The sequence below is a fragment of the Amycolatopsis sp. FDAARGOS 1241 genome, assembly GCF_016889705.1.
In the GTDB taxonomy this organism is placed as follows: domain Bacteria; phylum Actinomycetota; class Actinomycetes; order Mycobacteriales; family Pseudonocardiaceae; genus Amycolatopsis.
Map to the genome: position 1 here is coordinate 5,920,865 of NZ_CP069526.1, position 17,640 is coordinate 5,938,504.

The window sequence follows — 17,640 nt, forward strand, 5'->3', positions numbered from 1 at the left end:
ACTGTTAATTTCTTGACCAGGAAGGCCGCCATGCGCCTTGCCGTGCCCGACCTCGTCTCGAACTCCTACTTCCCCGCGATCGCCGCGGTGGAGCTGGGATTCCTTCGCGACGAGGGACTCGACGTGGAGCTCGAACTCCTCTTCCCCGTCACCGACGCTGCGGTTGCTCTTCGCGACGGGCAGATCGACTTCCTCGCCGGTTGCGCCCACGCCCCGCTCTACGCGGACCCCGCCTGGGGCGACCAGAAGCTGCTGGCCGCGCTCGCGCAGAACATGTACTGGTTCCTCGTGGTGCGGCCCGATCTCGACATCACCCGCGAGGACCTCGGGAAGCTGCGGGACATCCGGATCGGGGCCGCGCCCGGCCCCGATCTCGGCCTGCGCCGGCTGCTCGAGGCGGCGGGCACGGACCTGACCGGTGCGGGCGTCACCATCGCGCCCGTGGCCGGGGTCGCTGGTGACGTCTCCTTCGGCGTCACCGCCGCCCAGGCCCTGGCCGACGGCAAGATCGACGCCTTCTGGGCCAACGGGATGGGCACCGAGGTCGCGGTGCGGCGCGGAGTCGGCAAGGTCGTGGTGGACGCCCGCCGCGACGGTGGCGAAGCCGCGCTGTACACCTTCCCGGCGCTGATGACGACGGGCCGGACGGCGGCCGAGCGGCCGGATGAGACCGCCGCCGTCACCCGCGGCGTGCTGCGGGCGCAGCGCGAGCTGCGGCGCGACCCGTCGCTGGCCACCAAGGTCGGCACCGCGCTGTTCCCCGAGATGGAAGCCGGGCTCATCGCGGGCCTGATCGAACGTGACGGGCCGTTCTACGAGCCCGCCATCTCGCCCGAGGCCGCGGCCGGGCTCGCCGGGTTCGCCCGCGCGACCGGGCTGACCGAGCGCGACCTCACGTACGACGACATGGTCGCCGCGGCCGCGCGCGACCTGTGGCAGACCTCGTGAGGATCGCGCTCGTCCAGATCGCGAGCCCGCAGGACGAGCCCGTCGCCGCCCGGTTCGACCGGGTGGCCGGGCTCGTCCGCTCGGCGGCCGCGGCCGACCTGATCGTCCTGCCCGAGCTGTGGGCGACCGGCTACTTCGCGTTCGACGACTACGCACGCGACGCCGAACCGGCCGACGGCCCGTCGGTGACCCGCCTCGGTGAGCTCGCCCGCGAGACCGGCGCGTACCTGCACGGTGGCAGCTTCGTCGAGCGGCTGCCCGACGGCGCGCTGCGCAACACCGCCGTGCTGTTCGACCCGGCCGGCGAGCTCGTGCACAGCTACAGCAAGGTGCACGTCTTCGGCTACCAGTCGAAGGAAGCGCAGCTGCTCAAGCCCGGTGACCACGTGTCCGCCGTGGCCACGCCGTTCGGCCCGGTCGCCGGCACCACGTGCTACGACCTGCGCTTCCCCGAGCTGTGGCGCTGCCTCGTCGACGCCGGCGCCGAGATCGTGATCGTGCCCGCCGCGTGGCCTGCGGCGCGCCTGGCCCACTGGCAGCTGTTCACCACGGCCCGCGCCGTGGAGGACCAGGTGCTCGTGGTGGCGTGCAACGCCACCGGCAGCCAGGGCGGGGTCGAGCTCGGCGGGCACAGCCGCGTCGTCGACCCGTGGGGCACCGTGCTCGCCGAGGCCGGCACCGAAGAGGGCATCACGTGGTGCGAGGCCGACCCCGGCGTCGTCCCGGCCACGCGCGAGCAGTTCCCCGTGCTCGGCGACCGGCTCCCCAGCTACCAGGACCTGACCAACCGAGGAGCGCACGCATGACCGCACTCACCTTCACCGTGGCCGGAACGGGCGAAACCGTCACGGTCACCGACTTCGACCTCGTGGTCGCCGGGTACACCGGCCGCGACGAGGCCGCTGTGAAGCACCACATCGACGAGCTCGCCGCCATCGGCGTGCCGCCGCCCGACTCCGTCCCGGCGTTCTACGAGCTCGAGGCGGCGCTGGCGACGCAGGCCGCGACGATCTCCGTGTCGGGCACCAACACCTCCGGCGAGGTCGAGCCCGTGCTCGTGCGCGCCGGCGGCAAGCTGTACCTCACGGTGGGCTCCGACCACACCGACCGCGACATCGAGACCTCCAGCGTCAAGGACTCGAAGGCCGCGTGCCCCAAGCCGCTCGGCGCCACCGTGGTGCCCGTGGAGAACCCCGACTGGGACGCGATCGTCGCCGAATCCACTGTGGACGGCGTGCGTTACCAGCACGGTCCGCTCAGCGCCTTGCGCATCCCGACCGACGTGCTGGCGCTGCACCCGGGTTCGGACTCGCGCGACCTGGTCATGTTCTGCGGCACCCTCACGCTGATCGACGGCAAGTTCGTGCCGGGCCGCGACTGGACACTGTCGCTGGCACTGCCCGGCGGTCCCGAGCTCACGCACACCTACTCGGTGTCCTGACCCCAGAACCGGAGAGAGAGAAACCCCATGGCCAAGCCGGAACACGAGTTCTTCCCCACCAAGACGGTCGAGTTCACCCCGTGCGCGGGTGTCGTGCCGCAGCTGACCGAGCGCATCCTCGCGGCCGACGGCGACACCGGCGTCGCGACCCGCATGCTGCGCTTCGAGCCCGGCACCGACACCACCCCGAACGGCGTGCAGGTGCACGACTTCTGGGAAGAAGTCTACATCCTCGAGGGCTCCTTCACCGACACGCGGCTCGGCGAGACCTTCTCCGCCGGCGACTACGCCTGCCGCCCGCCGGGCATGGAGCACGGCCCGTGGACGAGTGAGGAAGGCTGCCTGACTTTCGAGGTGCGCTACCGCACGAGCTGAACCGTCCACAGCGGACAGGGCGCCCGGTGCCGACCGGGCGCCCTTTCTCGTGTGCGCGCCCGACACCCGCCGCCGCATCTTCGTCCGCGCACGTGGAAACGGGGCGCCCGGCGTTCGCCGGGCGCCCCGCTGTCCGTGTGCCCCGCGCGGGGCCCCGCTCAGGCCTGCACGGTCTCCGTGCGGCCGTCGAGGTCGTAGCCGGCGAGCGCGCCGTCCACGAGCGCCTCGGCGCGGGCGAAGTCGTAGATCTGGCTCATGCGCGACTTCACCAGGAACGGCGCCCCGGCGTAGAACATCTCGTACTGCTGGTGCCGGCTCGCGAACTCCGAGCCGATGAGGTCCCACACCAGCTTCAGCAGCTTCACGCGTTCGACGGTCGGGTGACCGGGCGACTGCACGTAGCGCTCGAAGTCGGCGCGCGCTTCGGGGTTCGCGAAGTCACCGGCCGACGACGGCAGCTGGATCACGCCACCGCCCACGAGGTCGCGGACGAGGTGCAGCAGCTTCGGGTAGAAGTCCGACTGCAGCGTCATCGTCGCGTAGCACTCCTCACGACCCGGCCAGGCCACGCCCTTCTCGTCGACCTCGCAGTGCTGTTCCTGCGCGTACACGAGCCCCGCCACCATCGCCGCGTGAGCGGCCAGCTCACCGAGCACCCCGCGCACCGGCGGGAACTTGTCCGAGCCGTTCATGCGCGCGACCCGCAGCGCGAGGCCCGCCAGCAGGTCCAGCTTCACGGAGAAGCGGATCTGGGCCTGGTTGTTGCCCAGCAGGTGCGCGGGCGTGCGGCTCCACTGGTCGCTCGTGATCTGCCGGTCGCGGAACACGAACACGTGCTCCCACGGCACGAAGACGTCGTCGAACACGATCAGCGAGTCGGTCTCGTCGAAGCGGCTGGCGAGCGGGTAGTCGTACACGCTCGTGGCGGCTTCGGCGTAGCTGCGCCGCGAGTAGATCTTCAGGCCCTCGGCGCCGATCGGGACGGCGACGGAGATCGCCTGGTCCTCGTCACCCGGCTGAAGCGGCACGATGCAGCTGAGCACCAGGTAGTCGGAGATCGCGGCACCGGTGCCGAGCATCTGCGCGCCGGCGACCACGATGCCGTCTTCGCGCTCCTCCTTGACCCCCGCGTACAGGTGCGGGTCGGCCTGCTGGTGCGCGGGCTTGCTGCGGTCGATCTGCGGCGGCACGATCGCGTACGAGCAGTACAGGTCGTTGTCGCGCACGTATTCGTAGAAGCGCGTGACGTTGTCGGCGAAGCGCTGCCCGCCGGCCGCGAAGACGTCGGAGCGGCCCGCCCAGCCGGCGAGGAACCCGGCGACGTGCTCCGGGCCGCGGCCCATGAGGCCGAACGTGGCCTCGGCCGTCTTCCGCAGTGCCACGCGGCGGCGGCGCAGGTCGTCCTCACCGCGCGGGATGAGGTACGACAGGTTCACCGGCGCTCCCGTGACGGGCGACGGGAACGTCATCTCCGCCGCGTTGGCGGGGTCGTGCGCCATGTCGTACACGCGCGCGATGGACTCGACGGCCCCCTTGAACGCGGGGTGCGAGGCGACATCGGAGACGTATTCGCCGTCGACGAACACCCGCCGGTTGTCGCGCAGTCCTTCGACGTAGTCCTTACCGGAACGCGTCACGCCGATTCCTCCAGTGCGATCGGTAGCGGCCGGGGCCGCGGGTGGTGGATCCCCGCCTGCAACTGCCGGTAGCTGCCCCGGAAGTGCACGAGCGGTTCATGGTGTGGCAGCGCCGAGCTGAGCCCGATGCCGCCGACGGTGGCGATGAGCACGGCGTGCGTGCCCGCTTCGACGTCCTGGTCGATCTCGCAGTCCAGGAACGCCAGTGCCCCCGAGAGGGCGGGGCTGTGCCAGCCCTCCCGCCGCGTGAGCCACTCCGCCGGCAGGGCCTTGTCGGCGCCCGGGCGCGCGCAGTGGTCCGAGATCTCGCGGGCGGGCGAGCCGAGGATGTTCACGCCGAAGCGGCGTGTTTCGGCGATGCGCTCGTAGGTGCGGGTGGACCGGTTGACGCAGACCAGGATCAGCAGCGGATCGACCGACACCGACGAGAAGGCGGTGGCCGTCATGCCGATCGGCCGGCCCGCCGCGTCCCAGAGGGTGATGACGTTGACGCTCGACGCGAACGAGCCGAGAGCCGCCTTGAACCCGCTGGGATCACTGTCCGCGGAATGCAGAGCCATGGGTGACCTCCTGGACCAGAAGGCTAACAATAATACCTGACTTTAGTCAACTAAAACTGTGCCACGTATGATCGCCGCGTCCGCTCGCCGCCGCGCTCGCCCGAGAGGAAACTCAGTCCCATGAACGACGCAATGCGCGCCTACACCAAGTGGGCCGACATCGGCGACGCCAAGCGCAGCCGCGAGTTCCAGGCTTACGTGAAGAACATCGCCGACGCGCGCTACGTCACGCGTCGCGTGCTGCGGATCGTCGACGACCAGGCGAAGCACCACGGCTTGGAACCCCTGCTGCACCAAGCGCTCCTGCAGGTGTACGGGTCCAACGAGGCGCGCGGCATCACCGTCAGCACACTGGCGGCTCGGCTCGACGTGGCCGCGGCGTTCGCTTCGCGCATGGTGCGCCGCCTCGAGGAGATGGGCCTGGTGACGCGCGAGGCGTCCGAGAGCGATCGCCGCGCCACCAACGTCGTCGCCACGGAAGCCGGCGCGCAGAAGCTCGCCGAGATCGACGACGAGGTGCACCACAACGTCGCATTCCTGCAGCACCAGCTGCGCGAAGACGAGCGCCTGTCGGCGCTGTCGATCTTCGCCTTCTACGTGGGGCTCGACCCCGACTCGGCCATCGCCGAAGCCATCCGCGCGGCCGCGGAATCGTGAGCGTCCCCTGATATAGTGTCCTCAGGTCAATGACCTGAAGATGTCATCACGGAGGGGAGCACGGTGGAGGACGGGACCGCCCAGCTACTCGCCCTGTGGGGGAAGGGCGCGCACGCGGCGAGCGACCTCGACTTCGCCAACCACGTCAAGGCGATCGCCCACGCGCGGTTCGTGCTGCGCAAGATCCTCCGGCTGCTTGACGAGCAGGCGATCGCCGGCGGACTGCAACCGTTGCAGCACCAGGCGCTGCTGCAGATCTTCGGTGCCGAGGACCCGCTGCCGGTGAACAAGGTCGCCGACCGCCTCGACATCGCGCCGGCGCTCGCGTCGCGGCTGGTGCGCCAGCTCGAGGAGAAGGGGCTCGTGCACCGCGCCCGCATCCCCGACGACCGCCGGGTGATCGCCGTGCACGCGTCGGAGGCCGGCATCGAGGCGCTGCGCAACATCGACAACGCAGTGCACCACCACGTGAATCACTTCCAGCGCCAGCTGTCCGACGAGGGCAAGTTCGGCGCGCTGGCCACGTTCTCGTTCTACCTCGGGCTGGACTCCGACCCGCGGCTTGCGCTGCTGCTCTCCGCTGCCGGACGGCAGGCGCACCACCACTGACGTTTCCGGGCTCAGCGCAGAATGGGAGTGCAGCCTCCGCTGAGCACAAACCTCCCGGCGAAATCAGGGGCTTGGGGGTCGTCAAGCCACACGTGGGGCCCGGTGTGCCGGGCCGTCGATGTCGAACCGCGCCACTCCCGCCACCGGGCGAGCGTGCCGGGGATGGTCATCGACAGCGGGCGGACCTTCAGAATCCGCCTGCCGCGCTCACGTGCACCCGTAACCGCGCCTCATAAGGCAGACCATCGTCGTGGCCCGGGAGGCGTATTCGCTCATCGGCGCCGCGGGGTCATCCGCCTTCTGCGACGGCCACACCGGGGCGTGGCGCACCTCGTGTCCGAGATTGGTGACCCTGCACAGGACGAAGGGCCTTCGGCCGGGCGTGTCCACACCGGACCGAAGACCCTTCGCCGTGCGTCAGTGCTGCGGGCGGTACCGCAGCAAGAAGCCCTCCACGGCCGACACGAGCATGTTGATCACGAGCGCCACGAGGCCGACCACGACGACGAGCCCGTAAACCTGCGCCGACTGGAAGTTCTGCTGCGCGGTCTCCATCAGCTTGCCCAGCCCGGACACCTGCGTGCTGATCTCGACCACCAGCACCAGCACCAGCGTGAGCGGCGCGGCGATCTTCACCCCGAGCAGCAGCCCGGGCACGATCGAAGGCAGGTGGATCTTGCGGAACGCCGCGAACTTCCCGAGCCGCAGGCTCGAGGCGACGTCGGAGAGGATGGTGTCGGCTTCCTTCGCCGAGGCACGCACCTGCAGCAGCACGGGCCACAGCGCGCCGAACACCACGACGTAGAGCTTCATCGACTCCGTGTAGCCCACGATCAGCACGGCCAGCGGCACGAGCGCGACACCCGGGAGGAACCGGAAGTACTCGAGGATCGGGCCGAGCAGCCGTTCCGCGATCGGGACGCGGCCGATCAGCAGGCCGAGCACCGCGCCGAGCGCGGTGGCGGCCAGCAGCGACAGCACGAACGTCTCGAGCGTGGCGAGCAACCCCGTCAGCAGCGCCCCACCGGAGGTGAGCTGCAGGGTCTGCGTGAACCACGCCGACGGTGGTGGGAAGAAGGTGCTCGAGCTGTCGCCGACGACCTGCCACAGCACCAGCAGCAGCGCCAGGGGCAACAGGCCGCGCAGGGGCGCGACCCCGGACTTGCGGGTTTTACGCGGCATCGTCGCCTCCCCGGGCGGTTTGACGGGCACCCGGTACGAACCGCAGCGCCCACACGAGAACGAAGTTGAGCACGATGCCGAGCACACCGGTCAGCAGGATGTAGGAGAACATCGCGGCCGGGCGCAGCGACTGCTGCTGCTCCACGAGCGCGTAGCCGATGCCTGCCGGGTCGCCGACGATCTCGGCGACGATGGCCAGCACGAGCGCGGCCGACAGGCTCAGCCGCAGCGCCACGACGATCTTCGGCAACGCCGTCGGCAGTGCGAACTTCACGATCTTGGCGACCGGCGAAAGAGCGAGGCTGCGCGCCAGGTCCTGGTGGACCGGGTTCACCCCGCGCACGCCGTCGATCGTGCTGATGGCCACGGGCCAGATCGCGACCCAGGCGGCGATCACGATCTCCATCTCCACCGTCTGCGCCAGCAGGATCACCACGATCGGCACGAAGGAGATCGCGGGCAGCGCGCGCAGGACCTCCACCGAGGCCATGCCGTAGGTCCACGCCGGACGGACGAGCCCGAGCAGGAGCCCCAGCAGCAGGCCCAGCACCGACCCCAGCGCCCAGCCGCCGAGGCACGCGGCGAGCGTGTGCCCGGTGTCGGTGGCGAGCTCACCGGAGGTGATCAGGTCCACTGTGGCCGACCAGATGTCCGACGGTGCCGGGATGTTGTCGTACGGCAGCAGTCCGGTCGACTTCACCAGCTGCCACAGCAGGATCGCGACGACCGGGACGACGAACCCGGCCAGCCGCCGCCCGGCCCTCACCGTGTCTCCGAAACGCGCGGTGTCTCCGACTCGGCGCGCAAGGCCTCGTACACGCGGTGGCGCGCGGCGAGGTAGGCCGGGAGCTCCTTCGTCGCCACCTGGTCGCGCGGACGCGGCAGGTCGATGGCCAGCTCGCGCCCGACCGTCGCGGGCCGGCCAGCGAGCACGAGCACGCGGTCGGACAGGTACACGGCTTCGTCGATGTCGTGGGTCACGAACACGACCGTCGCGCCGGTGACGGCGGCGACCTTGAGCAGCTCGTCCTGCAGCTGCGCCTTGGTCATCGCGTCGAGCGCGCCGAACGGTTCGTCCATCAGCAGCACCTCGGGACGCATCACGAGCGCTCGCGCGATCTGCACGCGCTGCTGCATGCCGCCCGAAAGCTGCCAGGGATAGTCCTTCCCGCGATCGCCGAGGCCGACCAGCTCGAGCGCTTCGCGCACGCGCTCCTCGCGTTCGGCTTTGCCGGTGCGGCCTTCCAGCCCCAGCGCGACGTTGCGCTCCACCGTGCGCCACTGCAGCAGCGACGCGGCGTAGTTCTGGAACACGATGCCGACCCCCGACGGCGGGCCGGTGATCTCCTCGCCGCGGAACCGCACGGACGAACCCTCACCCGGCGCGAGGAGGCCGGCGAGGATCCGCAGCAGGGTCGTCTTCCCGGTCCCGGACGGACCGAGGATGCTCAGGAACTCCCCCTGTGCGCAGGAGAATCCGACGTCCTCGAGCACCCGCAGGACCCGGTCGCGGGTGCGGTACTCGACGAACAGCTTGCTGCACGAAAACGCATCCGCCGTCTCGGTGGCCGGTGCGCTGGCTTCTACGGTCACGGGCTCGGGACCTCCTTCAGGGCTGGCGTTGGCCATGATGGGCGTCTACCTTCCACACGTCAATGACTTGAGTAGTGCTTTTTGGTCTGCGATACAGCCTTAACAGTGCTGTTACCAAGGTCCTGAGCTGGAGCATTGAGCGATTAGCTAACTTGAGTTACTGTCTCTGCTCAACTACTTCGGATAGTGAACCAGTACACGATCCCCAATCCACCCCCATCCCACGGAGGCGTCATGAGGGGCACCCGCATCACCGCGCTGGCCACGGCCCTGCTCGCCGGGGCGCTCGCCCTTTCCGCCTGCAGCGGTTCCAGCGGCTCCACGTCCTCGAGCGACGGCACGATCCGCCTGGCGCTGAACAACACCAACGACTCGCTCGCCGTTCTCGTCGCGCAGCAGCAAGGCTTCTTCGCCAAGCACGGCATCAAGGGCGTGCAGACGACGACGCTCAACGACATCACACTGGTGCCCTCACTGCTGGGCAAGCAGTACGACCTCGGCTTCAGCGTCGCGCCGATCATGCTGCGCGCGTCGTCGTCCGGTGTGCCGCTGGTTGCCGTGTCGGGCAACAACGGCGACTCCCCCGAAGACCAGAGCGTGCAGATCTTCGTGCGCCCGGACATCACCGACGTGAAGCAGTTGCGCGGCAAGCGGATCGGCTCGCCGACGCTGACCGGCAACATCAACATCGCGACCAAGGCGTGGCTGTCGAAGAACGGCGTGGACCCGGCCGCGGAGCAGTTCGTGCAGGTGCCGACGCCGAACATGATCGACGAGCTCAAGGCCGGCCAGGTCGACGCCGTCGAGGTGATCAACCCGTTCATCACCGTCGGCAAGCAGGCCGGGATGCGCAGCCTCGGCGATCCGGAGCGGGCGCTGAGCCCCAACTACCTCGGCGGCACCTACTGGGTCGCGACGAAGGACTGGACGCAGGCGAACCCCCAGCTCGCCGACGGGTTCAAGGCGGCGATCCAGGACGCGGCGCAGTGGATCAAGGGCAACACCGACGGGGCGTACGCGGCGTCGGCCGCCTACACGAAGGTGACCGCCGAACAGGCCAAGAAGTCGCCGCTGGGCGAGTTCACCACCGAGGTGTCGGAGGGTGACCTCAAGATCTGGGGCGACGCCATGAAGCAGTTCGGCGGGTTCGGCGGCACCGTCGACTACAGCAAACTCGTCTACTCCGGCTCGAAGTGACAGGAGCAACTGACTTGTCCACAACGGACTCCGTGGCCGCGGCGGTGACCTACCGCCTCGCCGAAGCCCCCTCGTCGCTGCACGACTTCCACGCCCCCGAAGGCGTGTCGCTGCAGTACTACGAGATCACCTCCCTCGACGGCCGCAGCGGGCCGGCCGCGCACCTGGTGCCGGCCGAGCCGCTGCCGGACGCGCCACTCGTGCTGAGCGTGCACGGCAGCGGCGGCAGCATCGGCAGCCGGCCGGTGCGCACGCTGGCGCTGGGGCTGAGCGCTCGCGGCGTGCCGGTGCTGGCGATCAACACCCGCCAGTCGGGCGAGGCCGTGAACACGGACAACTACTACGCCACGGTGCGCGACGTCGAGGCCGCGTACTGGACCGCGCGCGCACTCGGGTACTCGAAGATCGTGCTGCACGGGCACAGCCTCGGCACGTCGCAGGTCTCACTGTTCGCCGCGACGCACTGGCACGAGACCACTGCCGGTGTCGTGCTGACGGGCATGTTCGCGGACCTGCCGTGGAAGTCGCGGCACCTGCTCATCAACGACGAGGCGACCTACCGCGCGCTCACCGAGGAAGCGGTGGCGGCCGTGCGGGCCGGCGACTTCGGGCGCACGCTGTCGACGGAGATGTCCTGGCTCGGCGGGCGCTCGGTTCCCGTGACGGCACAGCACTTCCTGACCTACCGGCGCACCGGGATCGCGGGTGCGCGCAGCCTCGACTGGGTCGCGCGCGTGCCGAACCCGATCCTCATGCTGCGCGACGAGCACGACACCGTGATCCACGACTTCGAGCCGGGCTGGCTGGAGGCGGCGCTCGAGCACGGGCTGTCGCCGTCGGTCACGTCGGTGTCGCTGCCGTCGCCGGAAGGCACGGAGGGACACCGCTTCGACGGCTCCTCGGAGTCGCTTGTGGACACCGTGGCCGGCTGGCTCGCGAAACTCGGCTGAAAGGGGAAAAGACAGCAATGGGACAGCGTGTTCTGGTCGTGGGTGCGGGTCCGGTGGGCGCGGTGTTCGCGCTCGCGGCCGCCCGGCGGGGGTTCGACGTGACGCTGCTGGAAGCGGAGCAGGCGGTCGAGGACGCCCCGCGCGCGGCGACGGTGCACCCCTCGACCCTCGCGATGCTCGGTGAGCTGGGCCTGATGGACGAAGTGGTCCAGCGGGGGCTCGTCGCGCGGTACTTCGACTTCTGGGACCGGCCCGAGCGCTCGCTCATCACGCGGCTGGACCACGACGTGCTGCGCGATGTGACCCCCTACCCGTTCGTGGTCCAGATCGAGCAGCACAAGATCGTGAAGATGGTGCTGGAGCGGCTGTCCGGAATGGACGTCCGGTTCGGCGCCGGCGTCACGGGCGTGACGCAGACCGCGGACTCCGCCACGGTGCACACTGCCGAGGGCCCGATCACCGCGGACTACGTCGTCGGCAGCGACGGCGGGCGCAGCACCGTGCGCAAGGCGCTCGGGATCGAGTTCGAGGGCTACACGTGGCCCGAGCGGTTCCTCGTGCTCACCACGCTGTTCGACTTCCAGTCCGAACTGGACTGCAGCTACCGCAACTACTGGGCCGACCCGCGTGAGTGGGTCAACCTCTTCAAGGTCGCCGGCGACGACGGCAAGGGCCGCTGGCGCGCGGTCTTCCCCACCACCGTCGGCGAAACCGACGAGGAAGCCGTCGGCGACGAAGGCGCGCGTTCGCGGCTCGAGGGCCTGGCGCTGTCGGCCAACCCGGCGGACCAGCTCGTGCACCGCAAGCTGTACAACGTGCACCAGCGCGTGGCGAAGGACTTCCGCTCCGGGCGCGTCTTCCTCGCCGGCGACGCCGCGCACGTCAACAACCCCATCGGCGGCCTCGGCCTCAACTGCGGCATCCACGACGCCGTCGAGCTGGCCGCTTCCCTGCACGAGTTCGCCGGCAGCGGTGACGAGACCGTGCTGGACCGCTACACCGTCCGCCGCCGCACGGTGAACATCGAGTTCGTCCAGCAGCAGACGGTGACCAACAAGCGCCGCCTGGAGGAGAAGGACCCCGTGCGGCGCAAGGAACGGCTGGCGGAACTCGCGGCACTGGGCGACGATCCCGCGCTGGAGCTGAAGTTCCTGATGAACTCGTCCTTGCTGAACAGCGTCGCCCGCGCGGCGTCGCTCGGCTGAGCCGCCCCCCGGGGGCGCTTCTGGGCGAGAAGCGCCCCCGTTCCCTCAGCCCTGGACCTGCTTCACCGCGGCGACGAACTCGCTCACGCGCTTTTCGTCGCTGTAGCCGTACTCGAAGACGTTGCCGGGCAACTTGTCCGCGAACAGCGGCACCGTCTCGACGACGGCACCGGAGTCAGGCTGCGCACCGGGGTGTTGCGGGTTTCGGTGGCGCCGAAGATGCCGGACTTCTTCGCGGCCTTCAGCGTGATGCTCCAGCCGTCGAACCTGATCGAACGGCGTCCGGCCCAGATGGGCACCGTTTTCCCTCCCCTGTCGGCGACCTTCCCTGTCACCACACGAGCAGGGCCTTGCGGCTGGTCCGGACGTCGTCTTCCCGGCAGCCGAACGGTGCAGCGCCGATCGGCCGGAAGCCTCAGCCGAGGCGGATGCCGGCGAGCTGGGTGGCCTGGGCGACCAGCGTGCCGGCGCTGTCCCAGACGTGGCAGGACTCGTCGGCGCGGCTGTCGGTGATGAGGTGGGCCCGGTGCAGGACGCGCAGCGGGCCCGGGGCCGGACGGGCGCGGACGTAGACCGTCAGTTCGAGGGTCGGGACCCAGCCCGTGGGGGCGATGTCGAAGGTCGCCGGTGGGAAGGCGTCGACGGCGAAGAGCAGGCTGACCGGGGCGAAGGGTTCGCCGCCGGGGAGGGTCAGGGTCCCGCGGAGTTCGCCGTGGCCGGAGGGGCCGGCGGTGAAGACACGGGCGCTCTCGGCGTCGAAGCGGACATCGATCTCGTCCATGATGGCGACGGGTACGCCGACCGGCGTGGTGCTCGGCACGCGGAACGTCGCGTCGGCGGCGAGCGGCGCCGCGGGGAGGCCGTCCTGCCAGTGCGCGGCGCCGGGAACCAGGGTGCCGACGGTGAACAGCGCTTCCACGCACGTCTTGCCGTCCTGGCGGAGCCGGCCGCGGACCTGGCTGGCGGCGCGGCCCGTGCGCAGGGTCTCGACCTCGACCTCGGCCGGGCCCGGGTCGGGCGAGCGCAGGTAGTGCGCGCTCGCGGCCAGGACGTCGGCGTGCTCGCGGTCGGCGACGGCGGCGCGCCCGACCAGCGCGAGCAGGTACCCGCCGTTGGGCTTGCCCCCGATCGTCCACTGCGGGCTGATGTCCGCGTCGAACCCGTTCGGCGACCGCCGCTTGACCGCGGACACCGCGGCGAAGGTCGTCGTGCTCACCGGCTCCTCCCGAGACTGAGTTGTTCCGCGCAACTTAGCTCGCAAACCGGACGAGCGCCCGCGGACTGAGACGGACGCCACCCGGTTTCAGAAGCCGTACAACCCGGCCGGGTTGTCCACGAGGATCCGCCGCCCCGCTTCCGGGCCGGTCCACTCCAGCAGCCGCGCGACGGCGCGCGCGTCGTCGATCGGCTCGAAGGGCTCGACCGTCAGGCGGTTCGCCGCGGTGCGCGGACGGCCACCGGTGTGCGGCCAGTCCGTGCCCCACAGCAGCCGGTCTGCGGCGGCGGCGACCAGTGCGCCGACCAGCGGTTCGACGTCGGCGTGGTCGGCCGCGGTGGAAATCCGGTGCGGCGCAGAGAGCTTGACGTACGCCGCACCGGATCGCAGGAGGTCGGTCAGCACGGACAGCCGACCGGGGCCCGCCGAGGCGGGCGCGAGGGCGAAGTGGTCGAGGACGACCGGCACGGGCAGCCGCGCGAGGTCGTCCGCCAGCGCCTCGACCACCGGCAACGACGTGAACACCTGCAGGTGCCAGCCGAGGTCCGCGATCACCGACGCGGTCGCGCGCAGGGGCGCGACCGCCACCGCCGGGTCGTCGACCGCAAAGGTCGCCAGGTTCACGCGCGCGCCCCGCACCCCCAGCGCGTGCCACTCCTCGAGCGGCGGCGCGTCGGCCGGGTCGAACACCACGACACCGCGCGCGCGGTCGCCGCGGATGCGCAGCTGGTCGAGCAAGCAGGAGTTGTCCGTGCCGTACGGGCTCGGCTGCACGAGCACGGCCCGGCTCACACCCAGCCGCCAGTGCAGCTCGTCCAGCTGTTCCCCGCTCGCCGGGCCGGGCGTGTAGGCCCGGTCGCCGGCGTACGGGAAGCGCGGGTCGAAGACGTGCACGTGGCAGTCGCAGGCACCCGACGGCACGGCGGTCACCGCACGGCGCCCGCGAACTCGGACAGCCGCGCGAGCACCCCATCGTCGACGGGCACGCCGTCGCTCAGCTGCCGGTGGTAGCGCGCCAGCTCGAGCTCACCCGGCAGCAGCACCGGCTGGGCCGGGTCGGCGGGCGGGGTGGTGTGGAGGATGTCCGCGAAATCGGCCATCCGCTCCCCCAGCTGGGGACCGGGCACGAGCTTCGTCGCGTCGATCAGGAAGAACACGTGGCCGAGGTTCTGCGGCCGGTCGGGGTCGACGCTCCACGAGCTGATGCGCGTGAGGTAGCCGGCTCCCGAGAGCACGCCGGCGAACAGGTCGACCATCACCGACAGCCCGTAACCCTTGTGCCCGCCCAGCGGCTGCAGGAAGCCCTCCAGCGCGGCGGCCGGGTCGGTCGTCGGCTTGCCGTCGCGGTCGGTGGCCCAGGTGTCCGGAATGGGCTCCCCCGCCGCCTCGGCGGCGCGGATCTTGGCGCGCGCGGCCACGCTCATGGCGATGTCCAGCAGCACCGGGTCACCGCCCGGCGCCGGCACGCCGATGCCCAGCGGGTTGTTGCCCAGCCGGGCCTCGCGGCCGCCCCACGGCGCGATCGTCGTGGTCGCATTGCTCGCGATGATCGCGGCGAACCCCTGCTCCGCGGCGCGGAACAGGTAGGGCATCACGGGACCGAAGTGGTTGCTGCCCCGGACGAAAGCCGCGCCGAGGCCGGTCGCGCGGGCGCCGGCCAGCGCCGCGTCGAGCGCGTGCGACCCGACGAGCGGACCGATGCCGTTCGCACCGTCCACTCGCGACAGCGCGGGCGCAACCTGCTCGACGGTCACCTTCGCGTGCAGGTCGACCCCGCCCACACGGGCGCGGTCGAGGTACTGCGGGATCCGCGCGACGCCGTGCGTGCGGATCCCGAAGAGGTCGGCGAGCACCAGCACGTCGGCAACCCGGGCGGAGTCCTCTTCGGACATCCCGTTCCCCGCCAGCGCGCGGGCCGCGAGCCCGCGCAGTTCCTCGGCGGTGATCTGGGTGTCGCCGGTCATCGGTTTCCTTCTCCTTCGGTGAGGTCGAACTCGGTGGTGTCGGCGAGGTCTTCGCCGAACCACGAACGGATCCCGGCGTTGCGGGTGTCCGTGTAGGACGGACGGCCGTCCTGCCAGCGCATCGGCACGTCGTGGCCGGGCACGAGCAGCGTGTCCGGCTGCTCCCGCCACAGGTCGAGGATCTTGCGCACGGACGCGCGGCTGCGGTCGCGGTCGAGCGTCATGTCGACATCGCCGCCCAGCAGTTCCGCGCGGTTCTTCGCGGCGTCGCCGCTGAAGAGCACGGATCCGCCGACGCGGTAGACCGTCGAACCGGGGGTGTGTCCGGGCGTGGCGAACGCCTCCACGCCCGGCAGGATCTCACCGTCACCCGCCACGCGGCGGGTCCGCGGGTTGCTCGCCAAATCGGCCGCGTACAGCTCGGGCAGCGGGTCGAAGGCCGGCTCCCGCCTCGTCGCCCATTCCAGCTCGGCCGCGCCGACCCACACGGTGGCCCGCGGGAACAGCAGGTAGTTCGCGGCGTGGTCGTAGTGCGCGTGGGTGAGCAGGACGTCGGTGACCTCATCCGGCGCGACACCGTGGGCGGCGAGCCGCCGCGCGAGCATCGACCGCATCCCGAACGAGCCGGTGTCGGCCAGGATCAGCCGGTCGTCGTGGCGCACGAGCGTGACGCTGCTCCAGCCGAGGCCGCCGTGCTGCGTGCTCTTGCCCGGGTACCCCTGGGTCAGCGGGAGGATCTTCACCGCACCTCCGGCGACACCGCGCCGGTCGCCGGGACCGTCGCCTCGTCGTGGTCGAACGTGCGCCGCGCGAAGAACGCGACGACCGCCGTGATCAGGCCGAGCGCGGCCAGGTACACCCCGAGGCCGTACGGCCCGCCGGTCACGTCGTTGAGCCACACGCCGATGATCGGGCCGGTGCCGCCGAACACGGCCTGGGCCACGTTGTAGGCGAGCGCGCCCGCGGTGACGCGCACGGCCGTGGGGAAGATCTGGCTGATCGCCAGCAGCGCCGGCAGCGCGAGCACACCCTTGCAGGCGCCGATCAGGGCACCGCCGGTGAACGCGCCGACCCCGCCGCCGGCCGCGAGCGCGAGCGACGGCACCGCGAGGATCGCGACCACGAGCCCGCACAGGCTCAGCGCCTTGCGCAGCCCGATCTTGTCCGCGACCGGGCCCATCACGAGCGAGCCGGCGATGACCAGCACGTTGCTCACGATGGTCGCGTTGTAGGCCTCGGTGCTGTCGAGCTTGCCGACGTTGATGAGGAAGGTGGTCAGGAACGACGTGATGGTGGTGCTCAGCAGCGCGTAGCTGGCGGTGCAGACGATGAAGATGACGATGGGCACCCAGTGCAGGCGCAGGGCGTCGCGCAGCGGCGTGGCCGTCTCCTTCGCCTTCGCACGAGCCTTGGCCAGCATCTCGAACTCCGGGCTTTCCTCGACCTTCGAGCGCAGGTACACGCCGAACGCGGCGAGCGGCAGGCCGACCAGGAACAGGATGCGCCAGCCGAACGTCTGGTACTCGTCCTTGGTCAGGAAGCTCGAGAACACGCGGGCCAGCAGCGAGCCGCACAGGATGCCGATGAACGTGGTGGCGATCAGCGAGCTCACGTTACGGGCGCGCCGGCCGGCGGGGCTGTGCTCGAACACGAAGCTGATCGCGCTCGCGTACTCACCACCGGCGCCCATCGACTGCGCGAGCCGGCACACGAGCAACAGGATCGGCGCGAGCAGGCCGATCTGCTTGTACGTCGGCAGCACACCCATGAGCGCGGTGCCGAAGCAGGTGAACAGGATCGAGATCGACAGCGCTCGGCGGCGGCCGTACTTGTCGCCGATCCAGCCGAAGAAGATGCCGCCGATGGGGCGGGCGATGTAGCCGAGCGCGAACACGGCGTAGGTGTTGAGGAGCGCGACCGCGGGATCGTTGCCGGGGAAGAACTTCGCGGCGATGATCGTGGCGACGACGCCGTAGACGCCCCAGTCGTACCACTCGGCGAAGTTCCCGGCCGACGCCGCGATGATGATGCGGCGCCGGCGGGCGCCGGTGAACTCGAGCTCGGTGTTCATGTCGGGGTTTTCCGTTCTCTTCATCGGGACCGGTT

The 17,640-nt window shown here is 70.6% G+C and carries 19 protein-coding genes; 9 read left to right on the plus strand and 10 right to left on the minus strand.

Features of this window, described 5'->3' with window-relative positions; genetic code table 11:
• Window positions 1-12: 12 nt before the first annotated feature.
• Genes I6J71_RS29120 through I6J71_RS29135 form a run of 4 tightly spaced genes read left to right on the plus strand, consistent with a single transcriptional unit; the run spans window position 13 to window position 2,764 of the window.
• A complete protein-coding gene (locus I6J71_RS29120) occupies window positions 13-948 on the plus strand; it encodes an ABC transporter substrate-binding protein (protein WP_204089787.1) in 936 nt (311 codons plus the stop codon).
• A complete protein-coding gene (locus tag I6J71_RS29125; RefSeq protein ID WP_204089788.1) occupies window positions 945-1,754 on the plus strand; it encodes a carbon-nitrogen family hydrolase in 810 nt (269 codons plus the stop codon). The genes I6J71_RS29120 and I6J71_RS29125 overlap by 4 nt, the downstream gene beginning before the upstream one ends.
• On the plus strand, window positions 1,751-2,389 hold the full coding sequence (locus I6J71_RS29130; RefSeq protein ID WP_204089789.1) for a DUF2848 family protein: 639 nt from the start codon (window positions 1,751-1,753) through the stop codon (window positions 2,387-2,389). The genes I6J71_RS29125 and I6J71_RS29130 overlap by 4 nt, the downstream gene beginning before the upstream one ends.
• 27 nt (window positions 2,390-2,416) lie before the next feature.
• A complete protein-coding gene (locus I6J71_RS29135; protein WP_204089790.1) occupies window positions 2,417-2,764 on the plus strand; it encodes a cupin domain-containing protein in 348 nt (115 codons plus the stop codon).
• A gap of 158 nt (window positions 2,765-2,922) precedes the next feature.
• Here the strand turns inward: I6J71_RS29135 and I6J71_RS29140 are convergent, their stop codons facing one another.
• Both I6J71_RS29140 and I6J71_RS29145 read right to left on the minus strand, forming a co-directional pair.
• On the minus strand, window positions 2,923-4,401 hold the full coding sequence (locus I6J71_RS29140) for a 4-hydroxyphenylacetate 3-hydroxylase family protein (protein ID WP_204089791.1): 1,479 nt from the start codon (window positions 4,399-4,401) through the stop codon (window positions 2,923-2,925).
• Entirely contained in the window at window positions 4,398-4,961 is a 564-nt protein-coding gene (locus I6J71_RS29145) for a flavin reductase family protein (protein WP_204089792.1), read from the minus strand. Before I6J71_RS29145 ends, I6J71_RS29140 begins: the two co-directional genes overlap by 4 nt.
• A gap of 120 nt (window positions 4,962-5,081) precedes the next feature.
• On the opposite strand from I6J71_RS29145, the gene I6J71_RS29150 reads away from it, so the two are divergent.
• Together I6J71_RS29150 and I6J71_RS29155 are read left to right on the plus strand one after the other, a co-directional pair.
• Window positions 5,082-5,618 (plus strand): MarR family winged helix-turn-helix transcriptional regulator, encoded by a 537-nt coding sequence (locus I6J71_RS29150; RefSeq protein WP_204089793.1) that lies wholly within the window; start codon window positions 5,082-5,084, stop codon window positions 5,616-5,618.
• Between the two features lie 63 nt (window positions 5,619-5,681).
• The gene (locus I6J71_RS29155) at window positions 5,682-6,227 is read left to right on the plus strand and encodes a MarR family winged helix-turn-helix transcriptional regulator (RefSeq protein WP_204089794.1); all 546 of its coding nucleotides are present in this window, start codon (window positions 5,682-5,684) and stop codon (window positions 6,225-6,227) included.
• Between the two features lie 417 nt (window positions 6,228-6,644).
• On the opposite strand, the gene I6J71_RS29160 is transcribed toward I6J71_RS29155, so the two are convergent.
• The 3 genes from I6J71_RS29160 to I6J71_RS29170 are packed head-to-tail and all read right to left on the minus strand — an operon-like array spanning window position 6,645 to window position 9,002.
• Window positions 6,645-7,409: an ABC transporter permease gene (locus I6J71_RS29160; RefSeq protein WP_204089795.1), complete on the minus strand. Its 765-nt coding sequence runs from the start codon at window positions 7,407-7,409 to the stop codon at window positions 6,645-6,647.
• Window positions 7,399-8,175, minus strand: a complete 777-nt coding sequence (locus I6J71_RS29165) for an ABC transporter permease (RefSeq protein ID WP_204089796.1) — start codon at window positions 8,173-8,175, stop codon at window positions 7,399-7,401. The genes I6J71_RS29160 and I6J71_RS29165 overlap by 11 nt, the downstream gene beginning before the upstream one ends.
• Entirely contained in the window at window positions 8,172-9,002 is an 831-nt protein-coding gene (locus tag I6J71_RS29170) for an ABC transporter ATP-binding protein (protein WP_239153972.1), read from the minus strand. The genes I6J71_RS29165 and I6J71_RS29170 overlap by 4 nt, the downstream gene beginning before the upstream one ends.
• Before the next feature lie 234 nt (window positions 9,003-9,236).
• On the opposite strand from I6J71_RS29170, the gene I6J71_RS29175 reads away from it, so the two are divergent.
• Genes I6J71_RS29175 through I6J71_RS29185 form a run of 3 tightly spaced genes read left to right on the plus strand, consistent with a single transcriptional unit; the run spans window position 9,237 to window position 12,354 of the window.
• Entirely contained in the window at window positions 9,237-10,199 is a 963-nt protein-coding gene (locus I6J71_RS29175; protein ID WP_204089798.1) for an ABC transporter substrate-binding protein, read from the plus strand.
• A 14-nt stretch (window positions 10,200-10,213) separates the two neighbouring features.
• Entirely contained in the window at window positions 10,214-11,149 is a 936-nt protein-coding gene (locus I6J71_RS29180; protein WP_204089799.1) for an alpha/beta fold hydrolase, read from the plus strand.
• Between the two features lie 17 nt (window positions 11,150-11,166).
• A complete protein-coding gene (locus I6J71_RS29185) occupies window positions 11,167-12,354 on the plus strand; it encodes an NAD(P)/FAD-dependent oxidoreductase (RefSeq protein WP_204089800.1) in 1,188 nt (395 codons plus the stop codon).
• A gap of 415 nt (window positions 12,355-12,769) precedes the next feature.
• Here I6J71_RS29185 and I6J71_RS29190 read toward each other — a convergent pair whose 3' ends face one another.
• The 5 genes from I6J71_RS29190 to I6J71_RS29210 form a co-directional block, all read right to left on the minus strand.
• Window positions 12,770-13,570, minus strand: a complete 801-nt coding sequence (locus I6J71_RS29190; RefSeq protein WP_204089801.1) for a thioesterase family protein — start codon at window positions 13,568-13,570, stop codon at window positions 12,770-12,772.
• An 87-nt stretch (window positions 13,571-13,657) separates the two neighbouring features.
• A complete protein-coding gene (locus I6J71_RS29195) occupies window positions 13,658-14,491 on the minus strand; it encodes an amidohydrolase (RefSeq protein ID WP_204089802.1) in 834 nt (277 codons plus the stop codon).
• 5 nt (window positions 14,492-14,496) lie between these two features.
• On the minus strand, window positions 14,497-15,534 hold the full coding sequence (locus I6J71_RS29200) for an Ldh family oxidoreductase (RefSeq protein WP_204089803.1): 1,038 nt from the start codon (window positions 15,532-15,534) through the stop codon (window positions 14,497-14,499).
• Window positions 15,531-16,277, minus strand: coding sequence for an N-acyl homoserine lactonase family protein (locus I6J71_RS29205; RefSeq protein WP_204089804.1), 747 nt, complete (start codon window positions 16,275-16,277; stop codon window positions 15,531-15,533). Before I6J71_RS29205 ends, I6J71_RS29200 begins: the two co-directional genes overlap by 4 nt.
• Window positions 16,274-17,629: an MFS transporter gene (locus I6J71_RS29210; protein WP_204089805.1), complete on the minus strand. Its 1,356-nt coding sequence runs from the start codon at window positions 17,627-17,629 to the stop codon at window positions 16,274-16,276. Before I6J71_RS29210 ends, I6J71_RS29205 begins: the two co-directional genes overlap by 4 nt.
• Window positions 17,630-17,640: the final 11 nt, after the last annotated feature.